Annotated in this window: 23 protein-coding genes; 20 read left to right on the top strand and 3 right to left on the bottom strand. The window is 30.8% G+C overall.

All coding sequences use genetic code 11. From position 1 onward, the window contains the following. Positions 1-92: 92 nt before the first annotated feature. The 20 genes from CLPA_RS14150 to CLPA_RS14055 all read left to right on the top strand — a co-directional run bounded on the left by CLPA_RS14150 (position 93) and on the right by CLPA_RS14055 (position 18,844). Entirely contained in the window at positions 93-281 is a 189-nt protein-coding gene (locus CLPA_RS14150) for a hypothetical protein (RefSeq protein ID WP_003443210.1), read from the top strand. A 45-nt stretch (positions 282-326) separates the two neighbouring features. Next, entirely contained in the window at positions 327-683 is a 357-nt protein-coding gene (locus CLPA_RS14145) for a hypothetical protein (protein WP_003443209.1), read from the top strand. A gap of 192 nt (positions 684-875) precedes the next feature. Then, the gene (locus CLPA_RS14140) at positions 876-1,235 is read left to right on the top strand and encodes a hypothetical protein (protein WP_003443208.1); all 360 of its coding nucleotides are present in this window, start codon (positions 876-878) and stop codon (positions 1,233-1,235) included. Between the two features lie 42 nt (positions 1,236-1,277). Further along, positions 1,278-1,664 (top strand): hypothetical protein, encoded by a 387-nt coding sequence (locus CLPA_RS14135; RefSeq protein WP_003443207.1) that lies wholly within the window; start codon positions 1,278-1,280, stop codon positions 1,662-1,664. 121 nt (positions 1,665-1,785) lie between these two features. Then, entirely contained in the window at positions 1,786-2,082 is a 297-nt protein-coding gene (locus CLPA_RS14130) for a hypothetical protein (RefSeq protein ID WP_003443206.1), read from the top strand. Positions 2,083-2,133: 51 nt separating this feature from the next. Then, complete coding sequence (locus CLPA_RS14125; RefSeq protein ID WP_003443205.1) at positions 2,134-2,367, top strand: hypothetical protein; 234 nt, start codon at positions 2,134-2,136, stop codon at positions 2,365-2,367. 98 nt (positions 2,368-2,465) lie between these two features. Further along, entirely contained in the window at positions 2,466-2,690 is a 225-nt protein-coding gene (locus CLPA_RS14120) for a hypothetical protein (RefSeq protein WP_003443203.1), read from the top strand. A 294-nt stretch (positions 2,691-2,984) separates the two neighbouring features. Further along, entirely contained in the window at positions 2,985-3,650 is a 666-nt protein-coding gene (locus tag CLPA_RS14115) for an HAD family hydrolase (RefSeq protein ID WP_003443201.1), read from the top strand. Positions 3,651-3,774: 124 nt separating this feature from the next. Then, positions 3,775-4,056, top strand: coding sequence for a DUF503 domain-containing protein (locus CLPA_RS14110; RefSeq protein ID WP_003443200.1), 282 nt, complete (start codon positions 3,775-3,777; stop codon positions 4,054-4,056). A 408-nt stretch (positions 4,057-4,464) separates the two neighbouring features. Then, positions 4,465-5,286 (top strand): SDR family oxidoreductase, encoded by an 822-nt coding sequence (locus tag CLPA_RS14105; protein ID WP_003443199.1) that lies wholly within the window; start codon positions 4,465-4,467, stop codon positions 5,284-5,286. A gap of 31 nt (positions 5,287-5,317) precedes the next feature. Next, a complete protein-coding gene (locus tag CLPA_RS14100; RefSeq protein WP_003443198.1) occupies positions 5,318-5,743 on the top strand; it encodes a PTS sugar transporter subunit IIA in 426 nt (141 codons plus the stop codon). Between the two features lies 1 nt (position 5,744). Continuing rightward, positions 5,745-6,218: a mannose/fructose/sorbose PTS transporter subunit IIB gene (locus CLPA_RS14095; protein ID WP_003443197.1), complete on the top strand. Its 474-nt coding sequence runs from the start codon at positions 5,745-5,747 to the stop codon at positions 6,216-6,218. A 29-nt stretch (positions 6,219-6,247) separates the two neighbouring features. Beyond that, positions 6,248-7,081: a PTS mannose/fructose/sorbose transporter subunit IIC gene (locus CLPA_RS14090; RefSeq protein ID WP_003443196.1), complete on the top strand. Its 834-nt coding sequence runs from the start codon at positions 6,248-6,250 to the stop codon at positions 7,079-7,081. Between the two features lie 29 nt (positions 7,082-7,110). After that, complete coding sequence (locus CLPA_RS14085) at positions 7,111-7,950, top strand: PTS system mannose/fructose/sorbose family transporter subunit IID (RefSeq protein ID WP_003443195.1); 840 nt, start codon at positions 7,111-7,113, stop codon at positions 7,948-7,950. 196 nt (positions 7,951-8,146) lie between these two features. Further along, positions 8,147-9,409 (top strand): zinc-binding dehydrogenase, encoded by a 1,263-nt coding sequence (locus CLPA_RS14080; RefSeq protein WP_003443194.1) that lies wholly within the window; start codon positions 8,147-8,149, stop codon positions 9,407-9,409. A 203-nt stretch (positions 9,410-9,612) separates the two neighbouring features. After that, positions 9,613-10,464: a MurR/RpiR family transcriptional regulator gene (locus CLPA_RS14075; protein WP_003443193.1), complete on the top strand. Its 852-nt coding sequence runs from the start codon at positions 9,613-9,615 to the stop codon at positions 10,462-10,464. A 239-nt stretch (positions 10,465-10,703) separates the two neighbouring features. After that, complete coding sequence (locus CLPA_RS14070; RefSeq protein ID WP_003443192.1) at positions 10,704-11,678, top strand: sugar-binding transcriptional regulator; 975 nt, start codon at positions 10,704-10,706, stop codon at positions 11,676-11,678. Between the two features lie 436 nt (positions 11,679-12,114). Continuing rightward, a complete protein-coding gene (gene adhE, locus CLPA_RS14065) occupies positions 12,115-14,721 on the top strand; it encodes a bifunctional acetaldehyde-CoA/alcohol dehydrogenase (RefSeq protein WP_003443191.1) in 2,607 nt (868 codons plus the stop codon). A 508-nt stretch (positions 14,722-15,229) separates the two neighbouring features. Continuing rightward, the gene (gene glmS / locus CLPA_RS14060) at positions 15,230-17,059 is read left to right on the top strand and encodes a glutamine--fructose-6-phosphate transaminase (isomerizing) (RefSeq protein ID WP_003443189.1); all 1,830 of its coding nucleotides are present in this window, start codon (positions 15,230-15,232) and stop codon (positions 17,057-17,059) included. A 444-nt stretch (positions 17,060-17,503) separates the two neighbouring features. Then, positions 17,504-18,844: a WD40/YVTN/BNR-like repeat-containing protein gene (locus tag CLPA_RS14055; protein WP_236900346.1), complete on the top strand. Its 1,341-nt coding sequence runs from the start codon at positions 17,504-17,506 to the stop codon at positions 18,842-18,844. 186 nt (positions 18,845-19,030) lie between these two features. Here CLPA_RS14055 and gatB read toward each other — a convergent pair whose 3' ends face one another. From gatB to gatC, 3 genes are all read right to left on the bottom strand, one after another. Continuing rightward, positions 19,031-20,461 (bottom strand): Asp-tRNA(Asn)/Glu-tRNA(Gln) amidotransferase subunit GatB, encoded by a 1,431-nt coding sequence (gatB, locus tag CLPA_RS14050; protein WP_003443175.1) that lies wholly within the window; start codon positions 20,459-20,461, stop codon positions 19,031-19,033. Between the two features lie 155 nt (positions 20,462-20,616). Further along, entirely contained in the window at positions 20,617-22,074 is a 1,458-nt protein-coding gene (gene gatA, locus CLPA_RS14045; RefSeq protein WP_003443173.1) for an Asp-tRNA(Asn)/Glu-tRNA(Gln) amidotransferase subunit GatA, read from the bottom strand. 26 nt (positions 22,075-22,100) lie between these two features. Next, complete coding sequence (gene gatC / locus CLPA_RS14040; RefSeq protein ID WP_003443172.1) at positions 22,101-22,388, bottom strand: Asp-tRNA(Asn)/Glu-tRNA(Gln) amidotransferase subunit GatC; 288 nt, start codon at positions 22,386-22,388, stop codon at positions 22,101-22,103. Positions 22,389-22,515 lie beyond the last annotated feature (127 nt).

Raw genomic sequence — 22,515 nt, 5'->3', positions numbered from 1 at the left:
TACTATCATAAGGACTGTTTATTATATTCTATAGAAATTGTTATTTTAGATGACTGATATTTGACTGTATATCCTGGAGGAGAGGTAATATAATGTTTGAAAACTGTTGTAATTTAAATACACTTACAATACTGATATTAATAATTCTCCAATTTGGGAAAAAAGGAGAAAAGTCAAGTTCTGGGGAAAGTAAGCAGTTAATAGATAATGATATACTATTTATAATTACATTATTATTTTTATGCTGTTATAAATCCCGTATGAGAAATAGTTTTTATTAATTTATTGGAGTGAATTATACTCATCTACATTTAAGAGGTGATAGTATGTCAATTAATGAAGATGAACCTATAGAGGGGGAAGAAGTTATAGATGGGAAAAATGAAGGATTTGGAAATATAGACTTTGAGAATTTATCAGGGATATTAAAAAATGTTGATATAAGTCAAATAATGAATCTATTAGGATCTATAGATATGAATCAAATATCTTCACTGTTAGGATCCTTTTCAGGTGGCGGTGGAAGAGGTGATGCTTCACCAGAATATGAAGCTTCTCCTTTTTATGGAAGAGGGAGAGAATATGAAGTTTTAAATGCAATAAAACCTATGGTAAGTGCTGAAAGAGGCGATCTTATAGATATAATATTGCAAATTTACACTATAAGTAGAATATTAAAATAGTATATTTATGTGAAAATTAATACGCAAAATTTAAAATGATTTTGATAATAGGAAGATTATTTTGTTAGTACTGAATTGAATTTATTCTCGGTACTAATTTTTTTTGGATTTTGTGACGAGCATAAGAGCAAATTTATAAGTTTAGAATAATATATTATAGAACCTTTTAAAGATATGAAAGGAGGAAGTTTTATGGGAATAGGAGATCTGCTTGGCAATTCAGGTGGTGGATCTAATAAGCTAATAGTATGGGCATTGGTTTTAATTGTTATATTTGGTTTTGGTAAAGGCAAAAAATTTGGCAATTTTAATTTCCAAAATCAATCAAATTTTGCACAAAAGTCCTCAAAAGGTAAATATGCTTCGGCACATAATAAGAAAAAACATGTAACATCGGAAGCTTTTAATAGTAATCAATTTTTTAATTTTGGCAAGAATAAAGGATTTGGAAAAATGCTGGGAGGTAATGCCTTATTTATTGTAGTAATAGTTGCAGTAATTTTCTTTTGCAAAGAAAAAGAAGAGAAATTTAGGGAAACCAGTACAGATTAAAAATAAATCTTTATAAAAATATATATCTGAGGAGGGAATTGTATGTCAAGGCATAGAAGTCATCATAAGCGTGTGAGATCAAAGGATAGCAATAACAATGCTGTCAATAACAGTAATACTGGTTCTTTTAATTTTGGCAATATAGCTCAGCTTCTAAGTAATATAGATATTAACCAGGTTTCATCATTATTAGGGAAAATGAATAATACAGAAAGACAGACAAATGTTGTTGAAAATATAAATACTGAAGAAAACTATAATAATGATAATGTTACTAGTGATGAAAGTATCGATGAACCTAGGAAGCAAAAAAGTACAAGTAGAGAGGAAATAATAAGGTCTATAAATACACTGGTAAACTCTGATAAGGCAGAATTATTAAAGGTTGTAATGGAGATATATGGCTCAAACAAGACGAAAACTAAATAGAAAACATAAATTAAAATATAATTTATGATATCACACTTTTTAAAATAATGAATAGTATATATTAGAAAACAAAAGATGGAAAATATGATACGATGCATTATTAGCCAGAGGAGGGTTATTAATGAGTAGAAGATATGAAGATAATTGTGGATACTATCCAAATGCAGGATATGGAAATGTAGGTTTCCCAGGAGGTTTATTTGGGAGCAAAGGTTGTGCTTGCAGTTTACCTACTTTGATAATATTAATTTTAATAATACTTCAATTCAGTAAGAAAGGTAAAAGAACAAGTTCTTGCTCAAGCTCAAGCTCAAGTTCATATTCTTCAGGACATGGAAAATTAATAGATAATGGCATATTATTTATAATTGCTTTATTCTATTTGTCCTGTGCAAATCCTTGTAAAAGAGGTTACTAATTGCTTAATAGGATGAGCTTATGCTCATCCTTTAAATAAAGAGGTGATATAATGTCTAGCAGGAAGTCAGATCACCATAGCGAGAAAAGTTCTAAGCAGGCAAATTCAAATTTAGATGCTAATGAAGTTCAGGATATGATTAAAAATGTAGATATGAGAGAAGTACAACAGGCACTAAAAAATGTTGATATGAATGAAATACAAAATGCATTAAAAAATGTAGACTTTAGACAGCTTGCTTTTATAATTAACCTTATAAATTCACTATCAAAGAATAAAAAATAGTACACTATTTTAAAAATAATGAATAATATATATTAGCAAACAAAAGATGGAAAAGGGTGTTACATTAACCATAGCCCAAAAAAAAGGGGGGTATAATCATGAGTAAATGTAAAAAACATGAAGATCATGTGCAGGTGGTAGTTCCATCAGCACCAATAGGAGGAGTAAGCGGCTGTGCTTGTAGTTTACCATTGTTAGTATTATTAATATTGATAATACTTCAATTCTCCAAAAAAGGATCTGGCAAAAAAATAGATAAAGGCATATTATTTATAATTGCTTTATTCTATCTATCTTGTGCAAATCCTTGCAAAGGTTACTAAAAAATAAGAGGGCTTATGGCCCTCTTTTATTAATTTCTATAAAAAACATTAACGAATATATTAATAATTATGATACAATAATTTTGCTGTATAGGTTTACTAAGATTTATATGCTGATTAAAATATGATAAATAAAATTTGAGTTTGCTTGGATGAATAAAAAATCAATTAAAATTAGCCTGTGTAAAGGTTAAAAGTCTATCAGAAATCATTTATTTAAAAAAATTATTTGTGTGATTTCAGTTGATACAGTAAAATATGTAGTAAATAATTTAATTTTTGGGGGAGATACTTATGTTAAAATTAGTAATTTTTGATATGGATGGAGTTTTAATTGACAGTGAACCTGATCACTTGAAAATACATGAAAAAATACTGGAAGGTTTAGGTTTAGATCCAGTAACTGTTGGTCATTCACAGTACATTGGATCTACTACTAATTATAAATGGAATGATATAAAAAATAAATATAATTTAAGTCTATCTGTTGAAGAATTAGTTCATATGAACAGACAAAAATATTTTGAATATATAACAGCTAAAGATACAATAATAAAACCAATAATTGGAGTTGATGAACTGGTAAAAAATATACATAATCATAAATTGGAATTGGCCGTTGCATCATCATCGCCTATAAATGTCATAGAAAGAATTGTAGAAGTCATAGGTATAGATGAGTGTTTTGACCTATTGGTAAGTGGAGATTTTGTTGAGAGAAGTAAACCTAGTCCAGACATATTTTTATACGCTGCTGAAAAACTTAAAATAAATCCTGAAGATTGCTTGGTAATTGAAGATTCACACAATGGTTCTATAGCCGCTAAAAAAGCTGGAATGAAATGTATTGGATATAGAAATATCAATTCAGGAAATCAGGATTTATCAGCAGCAGATTTTATAATAGATTCTTTTAAGGATCTAAAATTGGAGCAGTTAGAAGGCTTATTTTTGAAATAAAAATTATTATGGAGTATAATTTTACATTTAAAACTAGTTACTATAATTTTTATTTTTCATAAGTGAAGATAGTAGTAAAAGTTTTAGATAAATAATAGCTTGCTACAAATTGGAGGAGATATTTATGATTATTGGTACTGCAACAGTAAAACTTGGAGCTAATTGGGTACATTCTTTAAAGGAGAAGAGAATGATAGTAAAAAGTATAATTGGAAAAGTGAAAAATAAATTTAATGTATCTATAGCAGAAGTAGATAATCAAGATTATCACCAAACTATAAGTTTAGGTATTGCCTGTGTCAGTAGTGAGAGAAAGCATGCGGATGAAATGATTCAACATGTAATAAATTTTATTGAGGGCAATACGGAGGCTGTATTGGAAGATATAAATGTGGAGATATTGTAGGAATTTAGTTTTTAAATATAGATATCATAAGTTTTATATCTAAAAAGAAAATTTTATATAATAAAATATTAATGATGATTGGAAAATTTGTCATATAAAATAATCATTGTTTACAAAAAGATATTATAAATAGGGATAGTGTGAGTAGTTATTAATACTTGCATTATCCTTTTTTATTTTTTTATGATAAATAAGTTCTATATTTACAGTTCGGAAAATAAAATTTTATATATAAATATTTAAAGAAATAAAATTTATTTTTTTATAAAAGTATATTGACGAAATAAAATTTTTGTAATATGATATAACCATGATAAGAAATAAAATTTCTTTAAAATGTACAATGCAAAAATTATATTTTGCATTGTAAAGTATAATTTTCAATATAAATAAGAGGGAGATGTAATTATGAATAATTCATGGTTAGGATTAGAAGGTAAAACAGCTATTGTTACAGGGGGAGCATCTGGAATAGGAAAAGCAGTGGTTCAGGAGTTTTTGGATAATGGAGTTAATGTAGTAGTAGGAGACATGAGTTCTAATGTACCTAATTTTGAGATAGGGGAAAATAGTGGGAAAGTATTGTATATAAAAACAGATGTAACAGATTTTAATAGTGTTAGTGAAATGGTTGCTAAGGCAAAAGAAAGCTTCGGAGGAATTGATATTTTAGTAAACAATGCAGGAATTAATATACCAAGATTATTAGTTGACGATAATGATCCAAAGGGAAAATACGAATTGGATGAGTACATTTTTGATAAAATTGTAAACGTTAATCAGAAAGGTGCATTCTTTTGTGCACAAGCAGTAGCAAGAGAGCTAGTGAAAAAAGGAAGCGGGGTAATAATAAATATGTCTTCAGAAAGCGGACTTGAAGGATCGGAAGGACAGAGCATCTATGCAGCAACTAAAAATGCTGTGAATTCCTTTACAAGGTCTTGGGCGAAGGAATTGGGAAAAAAAGGAATAAGGGTGGTTGGTATAGCACCAGGAATTCTTGAAGCAACTGGTCTAAGAACAATAGAATATGAAACAGCTCTGGCATACACTCGTGGTATTACCGTAGAAAATTTAAGAGAAGGATATAGTAAAACATCTACAACGCCACTTGGAAGGTCAGGAAAATTAACTGAGGTTGCAGATTTAGTATGCTATGTTGCTTCTGATAGAGCTAGTTATATTCATGGAGTAACTTATAATATAGCAGGGGGAAAAACTAGAGGTTAAAATTAATTATTTTATATTGGAGGAATGTGAAATGATACCTATTATTATAGCTGCTCATGGGAGATTAGCAGAAGAATTAATAAATTCAGCTGAAATGATTTTTGGTAAACAGGAAAATGTAGAAACGATATTATTTGCACCAGGGGAAAATACGGAAAATTTAAAGAAAAAGTATAGAGAAAAAATGGAAAAATTCAGAGACTCAAAAGAGATATTAATTATAGTAGATTTATTTGGAGGAAGCCCATATAATGCAGCTTTTGAAATTGCAATTATAAATAAAAATATTGATATTTTAACGGGGGCAAGTTTACCAATGGTATTGGAGATTTTATCTATTAGAGACAATGAGGATATTAAAATTAAGGATATTATAAGTTCTATAAATGATAGTTCAAATTCATATATTCGTTCTTGTAAACAATTACAAGAAGCCATAAGTGAGGAGGAGTTATAATATGAAAATTAATTTAGTTAGGATAGATGATAGATTGATTCATGGACAAGTGGCTACAGTATGGGCAAAGGAAGCAAAGGCAGAGAGAATAATTATCTGCAGTGACCAAGTAGCAAATGATACGGTTAGAAAATCTTTATTACTTCAGGTAGCACCACCAGGAATTAAGGTAAATGTTCTTGGAATTGATAAGGCTATTCGTGTTTATAAGAATCCTAAATATGAAAATGATCAAGTGTTCTATTTGTTTACATGCCCTAAAGATATTTTAAAAATGGTCGAAGGCGGGGTAGATATTAAAAGTGTAAACATTGGAGGAATGGCATTTAAAGAAGGTAAAAAACAAATAACTAAGGCTGTTTCAGTGGATGACTCAGATAGAGAAGCTTTTAAAAAATTAAATGACTTGGGAATTGAGCTGGAAATTAGAACAGTAGCTACAGATTCTAAAGTTAATATTATGGATAAATTATAAAATTCACAATAAAAATAGGGGGGCTTATTATGGAAATAGGTGCAGTTCAAGTTATATTAATATTTATTGTATCCTGTATTGTGGGAATGGGAAGTGTTTTAGATTCATTCCAAACCCATCGTCCTATTATTGCGTGTACGTTAATAGGATTAGTATTAGGAGATGTTAAAACTGGAATTATATTAGGCGGAACGCTAGAACTTATAGCCCTTGGATGGATGAATGTAGGAGCGGCACAGTCACCTGATTCAGCCTTGGCAAGTATAATTTCTGCAATACTAGTAATAGTAGGAAATCAATCAATTTCCGCAGGAATAGCTGTGGCACTTCCAGTTGCAGCTGCCGGACAAGTTTTGACAGTATTTGCAAGAACTATTACCGTTGCTTTTCAGCATGCAGCTGATAAATATGCAGCAGAAGGTAATTTTAGGGGAATAGATATATGCCATGTTTCTGCATTAATAATTCAGGCGTTACGTGTAGCAATTCCAGCATTAATAGTTTCACTTTTTGTAAGTCCAGAAGGTGTAAGTAATCTTTTAGGAATGATACCTCCTGTAGTTACAGGTGGATTGCAGGTAGCTAGTGGATTTATAGTAGCCGTTGGATATGCTATGGTTTTAAACATGATGGGCTCAAAGCACCTAATGCCATTTTTTTATCTTGGATTTGTAGTAGCAGGATTTACTACCTTCAATTTAGTCTCTTTTGGAGTTATAGGAGCAATAGCAGCAATTATATATATTCAGCTGAATCCTAAATTTTCTGTTCCTAAATTTAGTGGAAATGCAAATGCCGTTGAATCGGCTGGAGGAACAAAAATTTCAATGGATGATGAATTAGACGATGAATTGGATGATTAAAATATAAATAAGAATGGGGGTAAATCAATATGGATAATGAGAATAATAATGAAAAAAAACTTACAAAAATGGATCGCGTAAATATGTTTATACGTAGTAATTTACAGCAAGCATCATTTAATTATGAAAGAATTCATGGACTAGGTTTTTGTTTTGATATGGTTCCTGCCATAAAAAGGCTATATTCTACTAAGGAAGAAAGAATAAAGGCTTTAAAGTCACATTTAGTATTTTTCAATGTTACACCAGGACTTGTAGGACCAATTTTAGGGATAACTGCTGCAATGGAAGAAACTAAGGCTAATGGAGCAGACATAGAAGAATCATCAATAAATAGTTTAAAAGTTGGATTAATGGGTCCTTTAGCAGGAGTAGGAGATCCTATAATGTGGGGAACTTTACGTCCTATTATGGCAGCACTTGGAGCATCTATGGCTTTATCGGGAAGTATATTAGGTCCACTTATATTTTTTATTGGCTTTAACGCTGTTAGACTGGCACTATTATGGTTTGGACTTGAATATGGCTACAGAAAAGGATTGGATGTAGTAAAGGACTTGGCTGGAAATACATTACAAAAAATGACAGAAGGTGCTTCAATTCTTGGATTATTTGTTATGGGTGCATTGGTTTCAAAATGGACTAAAATCAATGTACCGTTAGTGGTATCAAAGACTACAGGATCAGATGGTAAGCAAGTAATAACAACTGTACAAACTATTTTGGACCAATTATTACCTGGCCTTCTTGCACTAATACTTACATTAGTAATATGTAAGTTACTTAAAAAGAAAATCAGTCCAATAGCATTAATATTTATATTGTTCGCTGTAGGGATAGTTGGTTATTGGTTAGGCATATTAAGTTAATTTTTACAGATATCCAATTTAAAATATAGATTTATGCTTTAAAAATACAAGTTTTAAAAGACATTTGTAGTTAGAAAGATTTAATTAAGAAATTGGATATCTATAATAATGAATAGATTATATATCATTAAAAAAACTAGATGCGACTAAATTCATTAAAAAATATAAATGAATAATTAAAGGAGTGGATTTATAAATGAAAACTAAGGCAGTTAGGTTATATGGAAAAGAAAATTTAAAACTAGAAGAATTTGAATTGCCAGAAATTAAAGAGGACGAAATTATAGCAGAAGTAATTAGTGATAGTTTATGTATGTCAAGCTATAAAGAAGCAGAACTAGGTAAAGATCATAAAAAAGTACCTAATGATGTAAGTGAAAATCCAATAATTATAGGGCATGAATTTTGTGGAAAAATTTTAAAAGTAGGACAAAAGTGGGCTCACAAATATAAAGAGGACGATAAATTTGTAATACAACCCAATCTTGGAGTAGAAGGAGGACTGGCACCTGGATATTCATATAAATATGTAGGGGGAGATGCTACTAAAATTCTCATTCCAAACGTAGTAATGGAAAATGACTGTTTACTTGAGTATAATGGAAAATCATATTTTGAAGGCTCTTTAGTTGAACCATTATCTTGTGTTATTGGTGCTTTTAATGCTAATTTTCATATGGCAGCAGGAGAAGATTATGAGCACAAGATGGGGATTCGTGAAGGTGGGAACATGATATTACTAGGAGCCACTGGACCCATGGGATTTTTAGCTATAGACCTTGCTATACATGGTCCTAAAAAACCTAAGAATCTTGTTATTACAGGAATTGTCCGGGAGAAAATAGACTTAGCAAGTAAGTTATACACAGTGGAAGAAGCAAAAAAACAGGGTATAAACCTAAAATATGTTAATACTAGTGATATAGAAAATGATGTAGAATATTTAAGAGGACTTACAAAAAATAATTATGGTTACGATGATGTATTTGTTTTTGCACCTGTAAAATCTTTAGCAAAATCTGCTTCGGGATTATTAGCTTATGATGGTTGCTTGAATTTCTTTGCTGGTCCAGTAGATAATAAATTTTCAGCTGAATTTAATTTCTATGATGTTCATTATAATTCAACACATGTGGTAGGTACTAGCGGAGGAAATACAAAGGATATGAAACAAGCACTTAGATTGATTGAAAATGGAGATGTAAATGTAGCAAAGATTGCTACACATATCCTTGGACTGAATGATGTGGCAAAAACTACATTAAATCTTCCAAACATACCTGGTGGTAAAAAGGTAGTATATACTCATAAATCATTAGAATTAACAGAAATAGAAAATATGAAGAATATAAATAATGATAATTTTATAAAAGAATTGAACAAAATAGTAGATAATCATGGTGGATTATGGAATGCAGAAGCTGAGGAATATTTAATAAAATATGCTCCAGAAATATAAAAAAATATTATCCATTAATAAATTTATATAATTTAATAAGAAAGCAGACTAAAACTAATTTTGGTCTGCTTTTTTATTAAACAAATTATTAAGGAATTTATTAATATAGAAAAATGTTTTATCTTATGGTATTGACGAAAAAAATACTTTGTTTATTATTAAATTAAGCATAGGAATAAATTAAGTAAAGGAGCAATAAGAAATTGTTCAATAAAGAAGGAAATGTATTAGATAAAATTTTTATGGTATATGAAAATCTATACGAAGCAGAAAAGAAAATTGCAGATTATGTTATAGAAAATCAACAAAAAGTTATAGATATGACAGTTTCAGAGTTGTCATCTGAAAGTGGTGTAAGTGAAGCCACAATAATAAGGTTTTGTAAAAAATGCAATTTCAAGGGGTTTCATCATTTGAAAATGGAGATTGCAAAAGAGATGGTAACTTCAGAAGAGAAGAAGGTATCAAATGACTTGAGTACAAAGAATATAGGTCAATCACTTCAGAATATACTGGCAAATAAAATTGAAGAGTTAAGGCAAACTATATCCATGATGGATGAAAACAATATGAGAGAAATATTAGACATAATAAGTAAGGCTAGAATCGTCCAATTTGCGGCATTAGGGAATACTATACCTGTAATTTTGGATGGAGCATATAAATTTAGTCAGATAGGAATACCTACTGTGGCAAATACTATCTGGGAAAATCAACTTGCTTTTGCATATACACTAACTGCAGAAGATGTAGTTATAGCTGTATCAAATTCCGGGTCATCTAAGAGACTTATAACTCTAGTTGAAGTGGCAAATGAGAAACAAGCTAAAACAATTTGTATAACAAATCATGAAAATTCTCCTTTAGCTAATAAGTGTAAATATAAAATAAATACGGCCACTAGAGAAAAGTTATTTTTTGATGAATTTAGTTTCACAAGAATATCAGCCATGGTTGTAGTGGAAATATTATTTTTACTGTTGGTTTCAGAAAAAGGAGATGCTTATAATCGTCTCAGTGAACATGAAGGGTCTATGGCAGATGATAAAATTTAAATTTTGATAATTAATATGGATGATTTTCAAGTCTTATAAATTTTTATCCCTTTTAATATAGATACATTTAGTTATTAAAAAGCAGCGATATTATACAACAAAATTGAAATGTATCCACAAATGTGCAAAAGTATATTATAATAAAAGCAGCTAATATTTTTTATATACCTATTAGATGTCAGATAGGGAATATAAAACATGATGAATTGAATATTTTATTTAAGAAAGTGGTGAGATATATGTCAAAATGGGATGAAACAAGAATGTTAGTAAAAATATCACAATTGTATTATATAGATAATATGACACAGAGTGAAATATCTAAAAAATTAGGCATTTATAGGACTACTATAAGCAGGCTTTTGAAAAAAGCTAGAGAGGATGGCATAGTAAGTATTACTATAAAAAGTGATTATAACCAATGTTTTGAATTAGAAAAAGATATAGAAAAGACTTTTGAATTGAAAGAGGCCTGTATAGTTCCATCAGAACCAAAACAAACGAACACTGTTAAAGCTCAGGCACTTGGATATGCAGCAGCAGAGTACTTAAAAAGAATAAGCAAAGATGGAGATGCTATAGGATTTGCTTGGGGAACGACTTTAGCCTCTATGGCAAGAGAACTTACAAATTGCAAGCCTATATCAGCTAATATTATCCCTTTAGTTGGTGGGTTTAGTGACAGCGACAGTGAAAATCATGTGAGCACAATAGTATCTAAGGTTGCAAATGAGTTTAAAGCAAAAGCTCATTATCTCTATGCACCAGCTATAACTTCAGATAAAACTATAAAAGATGCAATAGTAAAGGATATAAATTATCAAAATATATCTCGACTTTGGGAGATAATAAACATAGCTTTTGTTGGAATAGGAGCTTTAAATAAGTCTTCTAATGTACTATGGAATAGTGAATATAGAAATAATACTATAAATATAAATAACGATAATGCCATAGGAGAGATATGCTCAAGATTTTATGATGTAAATGGAAATATAGTTGATAGTGAGCTCAATGACAGAACTGTTGCTATAGAGTTAGATAAATTAACGACATTGAAATATTCTGTTGGGGTGGCAGAATCCCATGAGAAGGTTCCAGCAATACTAAGCGCTCTAAAAGCAAAATTTATTAATGTATTAATTACTACAGATGAGACTGCTAAATTACTTTTAGAATTGGACAGCCAGATTAAAAAGAGTAAAAGTTTATAAAAACAATGTTTTATAAATAAGAACATATCTTTTGATTTATGGATATAAAATGGAAGATATGTTCTTATGATTATTAAAACATAATTAAATGCTGATAATCATGAATACTCTGAACAGTTTGATCTAAAAAATCTAAATTTTAATGTCATACTATTAACAAATTATTTAAATTGTTATAAATATAATTATATAACAAATAATATTGTTAAAAATTTAACTACATATAATGAAAATATAGCACTAAAATCGTTTTAAATTATTAAATATAAAATAAATAGCTATATTTTGGTATAAAAATTGTTTGACAATTAACAAACAATAATGCATAATATATTTATAGTCACTGGTGCTATAATATAAAATAATTTAATTGATGTTGAAAAAATACATACAATTAATATTACAGCAATCTAAAAATAAGAAAGAGGTGTAACTTATGAAAGTTAGTAGTATTGATGAATTAAATGTAAGATTAGAGGAAATGAGAGAGGCCCAGAGAAAATTTTCAACTTTTACGCAAAAACAGGTGGATGAAATTTTCAGACAGGCAGCTATGGCGGCATTGGATGCAAGAATACCACTGGCAAAAATGACAGTGGAAGAAACAGGTATGGGACTTGTAGAAGATAAAGTTATAAAAAATCATTTTGCAGCTGAATATATATATAATCAGTATAAAGATGAAAAAACCTGTGGTGTTATAGAGGAAGATGAATCCTATGGAATAACTAAAATTGCAGAACCTATAGGTATTGTAGCGGCAGTTATACCTACCACTAATCCAACCTCAACAGCAATATTTAAGACATTGATATCACTAAAAACTAGAAATGCCATAATGTTATCACCACATCCAAGAGCAAAGAATTCAACTATAGAGGCAGCTAAAATAATATCAGAGGCAGCAATAAAAGCCGGTGCACCAAAAGGTATAATAGGATGGATAGATGAACCATCTATTGAGCTTACTCAAATATTAATGCAGAAGGCAGATATAACCTTGGCTACCGGAGGACCTTCTATGGTTAAATCAGCTTATTCTTCAGGTAAGCCGGCTATAGGTGTGGGCCCTGGAAATACTCCTGTTATAATTGATGAAAGCGCTCATATAAAGATGGCTGTAAGTTCAATAATACTTTCAAAGACTTTTGATAATGGTGTTATCTGTGCCTCTGAGCAGTCTGTAATCGTTTTGGATTCCATATATGATGAAGTTAAAAAAGAATTTGCAGAAAGAGGAGCCTATATAATTAAACCAGATGAAATAGATAAAGTAAGAAATACAATTTTTATAAATGGAAGTATAAATTCAAAAATAGTAGGACAGTCAGCATACAAAATAGCTGAAATGTCAGGAATTAAGATCCCTGAAACTGCAAGAATTCTCATAGGAGAAGTAACATCTTTAACAGAAGAAGAACCTTTTGCTCATGAAAAGCTATCTACAGTATTAGCTATGTACAGAGCCAAGGATTTCGACGATGCACTTGAAAAGGCTGTAACTCTTGTTAATTTAGGAGGTCTTGGTCATACTTCAGGAATATATGCCAATGTAATAAAGGCAAAAGATAAGATAGATAAATTCAGCAGTGCTATGAAAACTGTTAGAACATTTATAAATATACCTACAGCCCAGGGTGCAAGTGGAGACTTATATAACTTTAAAATAGCTCCGTCCTTTACATTAGGATGCGGTTCCTGGGGAGGAAATTCTGTATCAGAAAATGTTGGACCTAAACATCTGCTAAATATAAAACGTGTAGCTGAAAGGAGAGAAAATATGCTTTGGTTCAGAGTACCAGAAAAAATTTACTTCAAATTTGGATCTCTGCAATTTGCACTGAGAGAGTTAAAAGATTTAAATAAAAAAAGAGCATTTATAGTTACAGACAAGGTACTTCATGATCTTGGATATGTAGATTCCATTACCAAAGTACTTGAAGAAATAGGTGTTGAATTTAAAGTGTTTACAGAAGTAGAACCAGATCCAACTCTTTTCACAGCTAGAAAAGGCACAGAAGAGATGATGGATTTTAAACCAGACACTATAATATCTCTTGGAGGAGGATCTGCTATGGATGCAGCTAAAATAATGTGGGTAATGTATGAGCATCCTGAAGTAAGATTTGAAGACCTTGCCATGAGATTTATGGATATAAGAAAGAGAATATATAATTTCCCAAAACTTGGAGAAAAGGCTATGATGATAGCTGTGGCAACTTCTGCTGGAACAGGATCAGAAGTTACCCCTTTTGCAGTAATAACAGATGAAAAAACAGGAGTTAAATATCCGTTGGCAGATTATGAACTTACTCCAGATATGGCTATAGTAGATGCAGAACTTATGATGAATATGCCAAAAGGTCTTACTGCAGCTTCCGGTATAGATGCACTAATACATGGAATAGAGGCTTATACTTCAGTTTTAGCATCAGAATACACCAATGGATTAGCCTTGGAAGCTATAAGACTTATATTTAAATATTTGCCTTTAGCTTATTCAGAAGGTACTACCAATGAAAAGGCAAGAGAAAAAATGGCTCATGCATCTACTATGGCAGGAATGGCTTTTGCCAATGCCTTCCTTGGGGTATGCCACTCCATGGCACATAAACTGGGAGCAGAGCATCACATAGCCCATGGAACTGCCAATGCACTGTTAATTGAAGAAGTTATAAGATTTAATGCGGTAGATAATCCAGTAAAACAGGCAGCTTATCCTCAATATAAATATCCAAATGCAAAATGGAGATATGGAAAAATTGCAGATTATTTAGGATTAGGAGGAAGCACTGATGATGAGAAGGTAGAACTTTTAATTAAGGCAATACATGAATTAAAAGAGAAAATAAATCTGCCAATGACAATTAGAGAAGCAGGAGTTTCAGAAAAGAAATTTTATGCAACTCTTGATAAAATGTGTGAACTTGCCTTTGATGATCAGTGTACAGGAGCTAACCCAAGATATCCATTAATAAGTGAGATTAAGCAGATGTTTATCAATGCTTTTGATAAAGAGCCGATAAGTGTTGAAGAAAAATAGATATACAAGTCGAATTTTTGTTTTAGATTGGAGGAGTATTATTTAATACTCCTCCAATCTATTATTTCATTTAAAATTTATCATACATTAAAAGAAATAAATTAAGTGTAATATTAAATGTTTTTATAATTTATAAGATATAGTATTGTTATAGTTAATATATTTTATATAGTAGTTGTCAATGTGATGGAATATATTTTGAACTTTTATTATAATAATATATTGTTAATAAAATTGAATCTTAGTTGCACAAGATTTGGTTTTATGTATAATATATTAGTGTAAGGCTTTTAAATTGTAAATTAAGCGCCAGAACTTGAGAATGATGGAAAAAAATAAGCTGTTTGCTAATTTCTCAAGTTGACGAGGACAAGGAGTATCGAAATTTCGGCGGATACCTTGCGGTAGGGCACTACCGGAAATATTGACAAATCCAGAAAGTGATTTTTGGGACAAAGCAATAAGGTGCCTGAAAGCCTTCTAAAAATTGAGAGGAAGGTATAGTTTTATGTGTGGAATAGTTGGTTATGTAGGAGAAAAGAATGCAGAATCTATTTTGGTAAACGGTTTAAGAAAATTGGAGTATAGAGGATATGATTCAGCAGGAGTAGCAATTATTAACGACAAAGGTGAAATGAATCTGTCTAAAAGTAAGGGGAGACTATCTGGGCTTGAAGAAAAATTGAAACAAAACCCCTTACAAGGCAGTGTGGGAATAGGTCATACAAGATGGGCTACTCATGGAGAACCATCAGATACAAATTGTCATCCACATACTAATCAGAAAAAGACAATTAGTGTAGTGCACAATGGTATAATTGAAAATTATCTAGAGATTAAAGAATTTCTTACTTCAAAAGGATATGAATTTTATTCAGAAACTGATACAGAAGTAATTCCTAATTTAATTGATTACTACTACAAAGGTAATCTTTTAGAAGCAGTTATGGAAGCCACTTCTAAAATTGAAGGAAGTTATGCACTGGGAATTATGTCAGTTGAAGAACCCGGAAAGGTAGTTGCTGTAAGAAAAGACAGTCCTCTTATAGTAGGTATTGGTAAAGGTGAATATTTCATTGCTTCTGATGTTCCTGCAATTCTAAATCATACAAGAGATATAGTATATTTAAATGATAAAGAATTTGTTGAAATGACAAAGGATGAAATCAAATTCTATTCTAAAGCAGGCAAAGAATTAAAGAAAGATATTCATCATGTAACATGGAATGCGGATGCTGCTGAAAAAGGTGGATTTGAGCATTTCATGATAAAAGAAATTCATGAACAGCCAAAAGCAATAAAAGATACAATGGCATCAAGAATTGTACCAGGTAAATCAATAAGTATAGACAATATTGCATTAACAAAAGGACAGATACAAAATATAGAAAAAATATATATAGTAGCTTGTGGAACTGCATATCATGCAGGTATTATAGGAAAATATGTAATAGAAAAAATGGCAAGAATACCTGTAGAGGTAGATATTGCATCTGAATTCAGATATAGAAATCCAATTTTGTCTGATAAGACATTGCTGATTGTAATGAGCCAATCAGGAGAAACAGCAGATACTTTAGCTGCATTAAGAGAAGCTAAAGCTAAAGGCGTAAGAGTATTAGCTATTACAAATGTAGTAGGAAGTTCTGTAGCCAGAGAAGCTGATGATGTTTTATACACTTGGGCAGGACCTGAAATTGCTGTGGCATCTACAAAGGCTTATACTACTCAGCTTATAACGATGTATATACTAGGATTATTCCTGGCAGAAAATAAAAATACCATGACTAGTGAAGAAATTGAAGATATAAAAAATAGTATGTTAACTCTACCTGAAAAGGCAGAAGAAGTACTAAAACAAAAAGAAGTACTGCAAAAGTTTGCTGAAAGCACTTATATGCAAAAAGATATGTTCTTTTTGGGAAGAGGAATAGATTATGCAGTGGCAATGGAGGGTGCATTAAAGGTAAAGGAAATTTCCTATATACACTCAGAAGCCTATGCTGGCGGAGAATTAAAACATGGAACAATAGCTCTTATAGAAGAAGGAACTATAGTAATTGCACTGGCTACTCAAAATGATTTATATGAGAAGATGTTAAGCAATGTTAAAGAGATAACTACAAGAGGAGCCAAGGTTCTTGGATTAACAGTCGAAGGCAATGAAAGCATAGAGAAAACTGTGGATTCAGCACTATACGTTCCAAAAGTAAATAGTATTTTATTACCTGTAATCACAGTTATATCATTACAATTATTGGCATATTATATTGCAGCAGCTAAAGGGTGCGATATTGATAAACCTAGAAATCTTGCCAAGTCAGTTACGGTGGAATAGGGTTAGTCATATATTAAACAACGATTAATAGATAATAATGTCATTCAATAAAACCAGGCAGAAATGAGAGAAAAATCTCATGTTTCTTGTCTGGTTTATTTATATGCCTCATAAAAAACAATATATTTCACAGACCAATTGAATCACAGGAGTTTTACAGGGGAATAGGGTTCACTGAAGCATTAGAATATGATGAAAAATGTGTTAAAAAAGCCAAGTGATTGTCAGTTGTAATATACTCTGTAATGGAATCTTATAATAAAAAATAAGATTAGGTAAAGGGGAAAAAATGAAAAAATACAAACAAGTTACAAAAAAGGATTAATCTTATCAATAATAACCTGCTCGATATTTATATTAGCATATTGGATTTTATTTTATGAGTTATATAAATTGTGTATGTTTGGAAGAGTTAATAATAATATAACCGTATTATCTGGTTGTATGTTGTTTTTTCTAGTATGGGTTATAATTCTAATAATTAGGATTGTTAAAAAACCATCAGCTTCAGCACAATATAGTGTAGATTCATATAAGGTATATTCACGTTGTAAAATTATATGGATTTGTACAGTTACAATAATTTTACTTTTAATAACATGTTATTATGGATTTAAAATATATCATAATACAATAAATTATAATGGAAAGCTATCATGGTTTCTAAGAGATTTAAAAAGTAAAAGAACTGTAAAGTTTAAAGATGATAATATATACAAAAATGGTATAGAAGGGATTTTTAAAGATATTAATAAAAAAGTGGATATACCTAAAAATCTATATGTTGCAACTAGCTTTAGTCTTAAGTTTGATTCTTATGGTAAAATTACATCCTTTGATACATATATCTATGGAAAAAATACTAGAGGTAAGTTAGAAAGCTATTTAATTACTTATGACAGCAATAAGTCAGAGAATATAACTATATATTTAAATGGTTATGTGAATGCAGATTATAGTAATAATAAACTTTTAGAACCGTTAATTAAAACAATGAAGGTAATACCCCTTAAGAAAATAGTGACAAACTGGCCTGAAAATCAGTTTGGTATACTTTATTATGGTAAACGAAGCTTTGGATATAATACAAATGGTGTTATTTATATTGATTCAAAGGGAAATATAAATTCAGCTGTTAATACGTATTCTGAAGTAGTAGGATATACTGTGTCTGTATATGTACCAGGTAAAGAGAGTAGATACACTCCTGTTAGATATAACTTAACAGATGGTTTAGGCAATATTAAAACATCGGATACTCTAAGAGAAAATAAAAAGATTTCTGATGAATCAAATAACGACCAAGATAAATTTTACTTATCAAAGTTAGTTGGATATCGTTTAAAAATAACGGCAGCTGCGGCGGGAAGCAGATCTTATTCTTTAGAGGGGACTACTGATGCTGGAGGCACATGGAATACTATAAATAAAGATCCATTTTCAGGAATGACTGGAGTTTCGGCAGGAATAACTTTCCTTAATAATAAACTTGGATTTATTTGCTTATCCCATAACGGCGGCAGGAATGGAGAGTTATATTGTACAGAAGATGGAGGAGTATCCTATACAAAGGTGAATTTCCCAGAGGTAAAAATAACATTAAGTAGCGGCAAAACATATAATCCCTTTGATTTACCTAGAATGCCTTATGAGGAAGATGGAATTCTAAATGTCTTAGTGGGACAAGGATCTGATGGAGATTATAATGGAGGTTCCAAAGGTTTGTACCAATCAAAGGATAATGGAATAACCTGGAAGTATGTAAAAGAATCAGAAAAAAAGTAAATGGGCAGATGCTGATAGCGATTTAAAAAATCGCTAATTCAACAGCCAAAAAAAACTTTTACCTGACTAACTTGGCGTAAGTCTCCTACTTCTTAAAATGGGAGTTCCACTTCAAGTAAGCCATGCATTTGCAGTTCTAAAATTCAGATGGGGTAAAAGAATCCCCACCTGAATTAAGAACTTGCTTCAATATTTTTTTATTTCTTCATTCATTAGTTTATTTACAATTTGAGGATTAGCTTTTCCTTTTGTCTCTTTCATTACTATACCTACAAGGAAACCAAGTACTTTATTTTTACCCTTTTTATAATCTTCAATAGATTTAGCATTACTATCTAATACTTTCTTAACCACCTCTAATATAGCATCTGTATCACTATTTTGTATTAACCCTTTTTCCTCTACAATTGTTTTAGGTGACTTACCTGTGTTAAACATATCTACTATGACTTTTTTAGCAATAGCATTTGAAATTGTACCAGCATTAATAAGAGTTATAAGCTCTGCCAATTGTTCAGGGGTAAATTTTAAATCTTCAATCCAAATATCATTTTCTTTCATTATTTTTGAAATATCTCCCATTAGCCAATTTGATGTAGACTTAGCATCGCCGCTAATTTCTGCTACTTTTTCAAAGAAATCTGCCATTGACATTGTAAGAGTTAATACTCCTGCATCATACTTAGGAATTTTGAATTGTTGTATAAATCTTTGTTCCTTTTCATATGGAAGTTCTGGTATAGTTTTTCTTATTTCTTCAATCCATTCATCATCTATATTTAGAGTTACAAGATCTCCTTCTGGGAAATATCTATAATCATTAGCATATTCTTTACTTCTCATTACTACGGTAATATTATTTGTATCATCCCATCTTCTTGTTTCCTGAGTTAATGGTTCTCCTGCTTCAATAGTTTTTATATGTCTATCTACTTCGTAGCTTATGGCTTTTTCTAATGCTTTAAAAGAATTCATATTTTTAATTTCTGTTCTTACACCAAAAATATCAGAACCCTTTTTCATAACAGAAACGTTAGCATCACATCTTAAAGATCCTTCTTCCATTTTACAGTCAGAAACACCTATACAGGTCAGAATACTCTTTAATCTTTCAAGGTATTGAACTGCTTCCTTTGGACTTCTAAGGTCTGGTTTTGAAACTATTTCTGTAAGAGGAACACCTGATCTATTAAAATCTACTAAAGTTCCGACTGTAGTATGCAGTAGTTTAGCAGCATCTTCTTCAATATGTATTCTTTCTATTTCTATTTTCTTTGTACTTCCATCTTCTAATTCTATTTCTATAAATCCATCTCTACAAATAGGAAGTTCATCCTGTGTTATCTGATAATTTTTAGGACAGTCTGGGTAAAAAATACTTTTTCTATCCATTCTTCCATACTTAGTAATAGAACAGTTTAAAGCAAGGCCTGCCTTTATAGCATATTCCACAACCTCTTTATTTAAATGTGGCAGTGAACCTGGAAGTCCCATACACACAGGGCAAACGTGAGTATTTGGTTGTCCTCCAAATTCTGTTGTACATCCACAATATATTTTAGTTTCTGTTGAAAGTTCTGTATGAACCTCTAAACCTATAACAACTTCGTATTCCATTGTAGTTATCCTCCCTTACTCAATTGCAGCACTTTTTTTATCCGATGACTACCATCCGTAATATACTCCCATCGCACTCTGTGGAAGTGGGAGATAACGGCTGATACGTCCCTGGATAAGGATTTATAAGTTTCAGATGGAGAAAAAAACTCCATCTAAAACAAAGAACTCTGTTTATGCCATTCTGTTGAAGCTTCATAGCTGTATGCTAAATTAAATAATGTATCTTCTCTAAAATAGTTTCCTATAAACTGAAGTCCAACAGGAAGATTATTTACAAAGCCACAGGGTACAGATATTGCTGGGTTACCTGCAATATTTACAGGTACAGTATAAATATCTGATAAGTACATAGAAAGAACATCTTTAGTTTTTTCTCCAAATTTAAAAGCAGTAGTTGGTGATGTAGGACAAACCACAGCATCAAACTCTTTCAGTACTCTATCAAAATCTTGTTTAATTAAATTTCTAGCCTTTAGAGCCTTTTTATAGTAAGCATCATAATAACCGGCTGAAAGCACATAAGTTCCAAGCATTATTCTTCTTTTTACTTCTCTTCCAAAACCTTCACTTCTAGATTTAAAGTATATATCTATTGCATCTTTAGCTTCTTTAGATCTGTGACCAAATTTTATACCATCAAATCTAGCAAGGTTTGAAGATGCCTCTGCAGAGGATATTATATAGTATGTAGCAAGAGCATATTCAGATAGAGGAAGTGAACATTCTTTAACTTCAGCACCACTATCTCGTAATACTTTAATTGCTTCATCAATTGTTTTTCTTACCCCGTCATCTAAGCCTTCACCAAAATATTCTACTGGTATACCAATCTTTCTACCCTTTAAATCCTTTGTAAGACTCTTTGTATAATCTTGAACCGGGATATTTACTGTTGTGAAATCTTTATTGTCTATACCTGCAATATTTTGAGTTAAAAGTGCACAATCTTCTACATCTCTTCCTATTGTTCCAACTTGATCTAGCGTTGACCCAAATGCCACAACCCCATATCTTGATATTCTTCCATAAGTAGGTTTAAGTCCTACAACAGAGCAAAAAGAAGCTGGCTGTCTAACAGACCCTCCTGTTTCTGTTCCAAGAGAAAGGGGAGTTTCAAAAGCAGCAACAGCAGCTGCTGAGGCACCAGAGGAACCACCAGGAACATAGTCTTTATTCCATGGATTTACAACTTTCTTAAAGGCACTGTTTTCATTAGATGAACCCATAGCAAACTCATCCATGTTCAGTTTACCAAGTATGATTCCGTTGTTCCCTCTAATTTTTTTAATTACAGTAGCATCATAAGGTGATGTGTAACCTTGTAAAATTTTTGAAGCACAAGTGTTTTGCATTCCTTTTACACTTATATTATCTTTAATAGCAACAGGAACTCCACCTAAACCTTCTAATATTTCTCCTTTTGCTATTTTTTCATCTAGAGTTTTTGCACAATTTATAGCTTCCTCTTCTGCTTTGTATAGATATGCACCTATTTTTTCGTCAGTTTTATGTATTCTATTTAAAAATTCCTTTGAGACTTCCTCTACTTTAATTTCTTTGTTTTTTATCATGCTTTTTAGCTCATGAGCTTTAAGCTTATGCAATTTCATTAAAAAACCTCCCTAATTTAAAACTACTATTCTATTATTTTAGGAACAACTACATATTCTTCTAATTTATCTGGTGCGTTACTTAACAATGAACTAAGCTCCATAGAAGGTTCTATCTCATCTTCCCTAAATTTATTTTCAATATAATATGGATTTACTATGATTTCCACATCATCTGTGTCTAATTCATTTAATTTTTCCACATACCCAAGTACACTATTTAAATCTCCAATTAGGTTTTCTTTTTCTTCTTCAGAAAAACTTAATCTTGATAGTTCTGAAACATATTCAACATCTTTTTTTGAAACGGACATACTATTCATCTCTTTCTTTTAAATTATTATTAATTAACTAATATACTGTATTTTTGATTAATCTTTATATATAGGTTTTTAGTTACAGTTTAAAAATATGATATATGTATCATATTTTATTTGAATG

It is taken from the genome of Clostridium pasteurianum DSM 525 = ATCC 6013 (genome assembly GCF_000807255.1).
GTDB classification, from domain to species: domain Bacteria; phylum Bacillota; class Clostridia; order Clostridiales; family Clostridiaceae; genus Clostridium_I; species Clostridium_I pasteurianum.
Note: the sequence above shows the minus strand (reverse complement) of the source record. Positions and strands in the feature narration are given on the sequence as shown.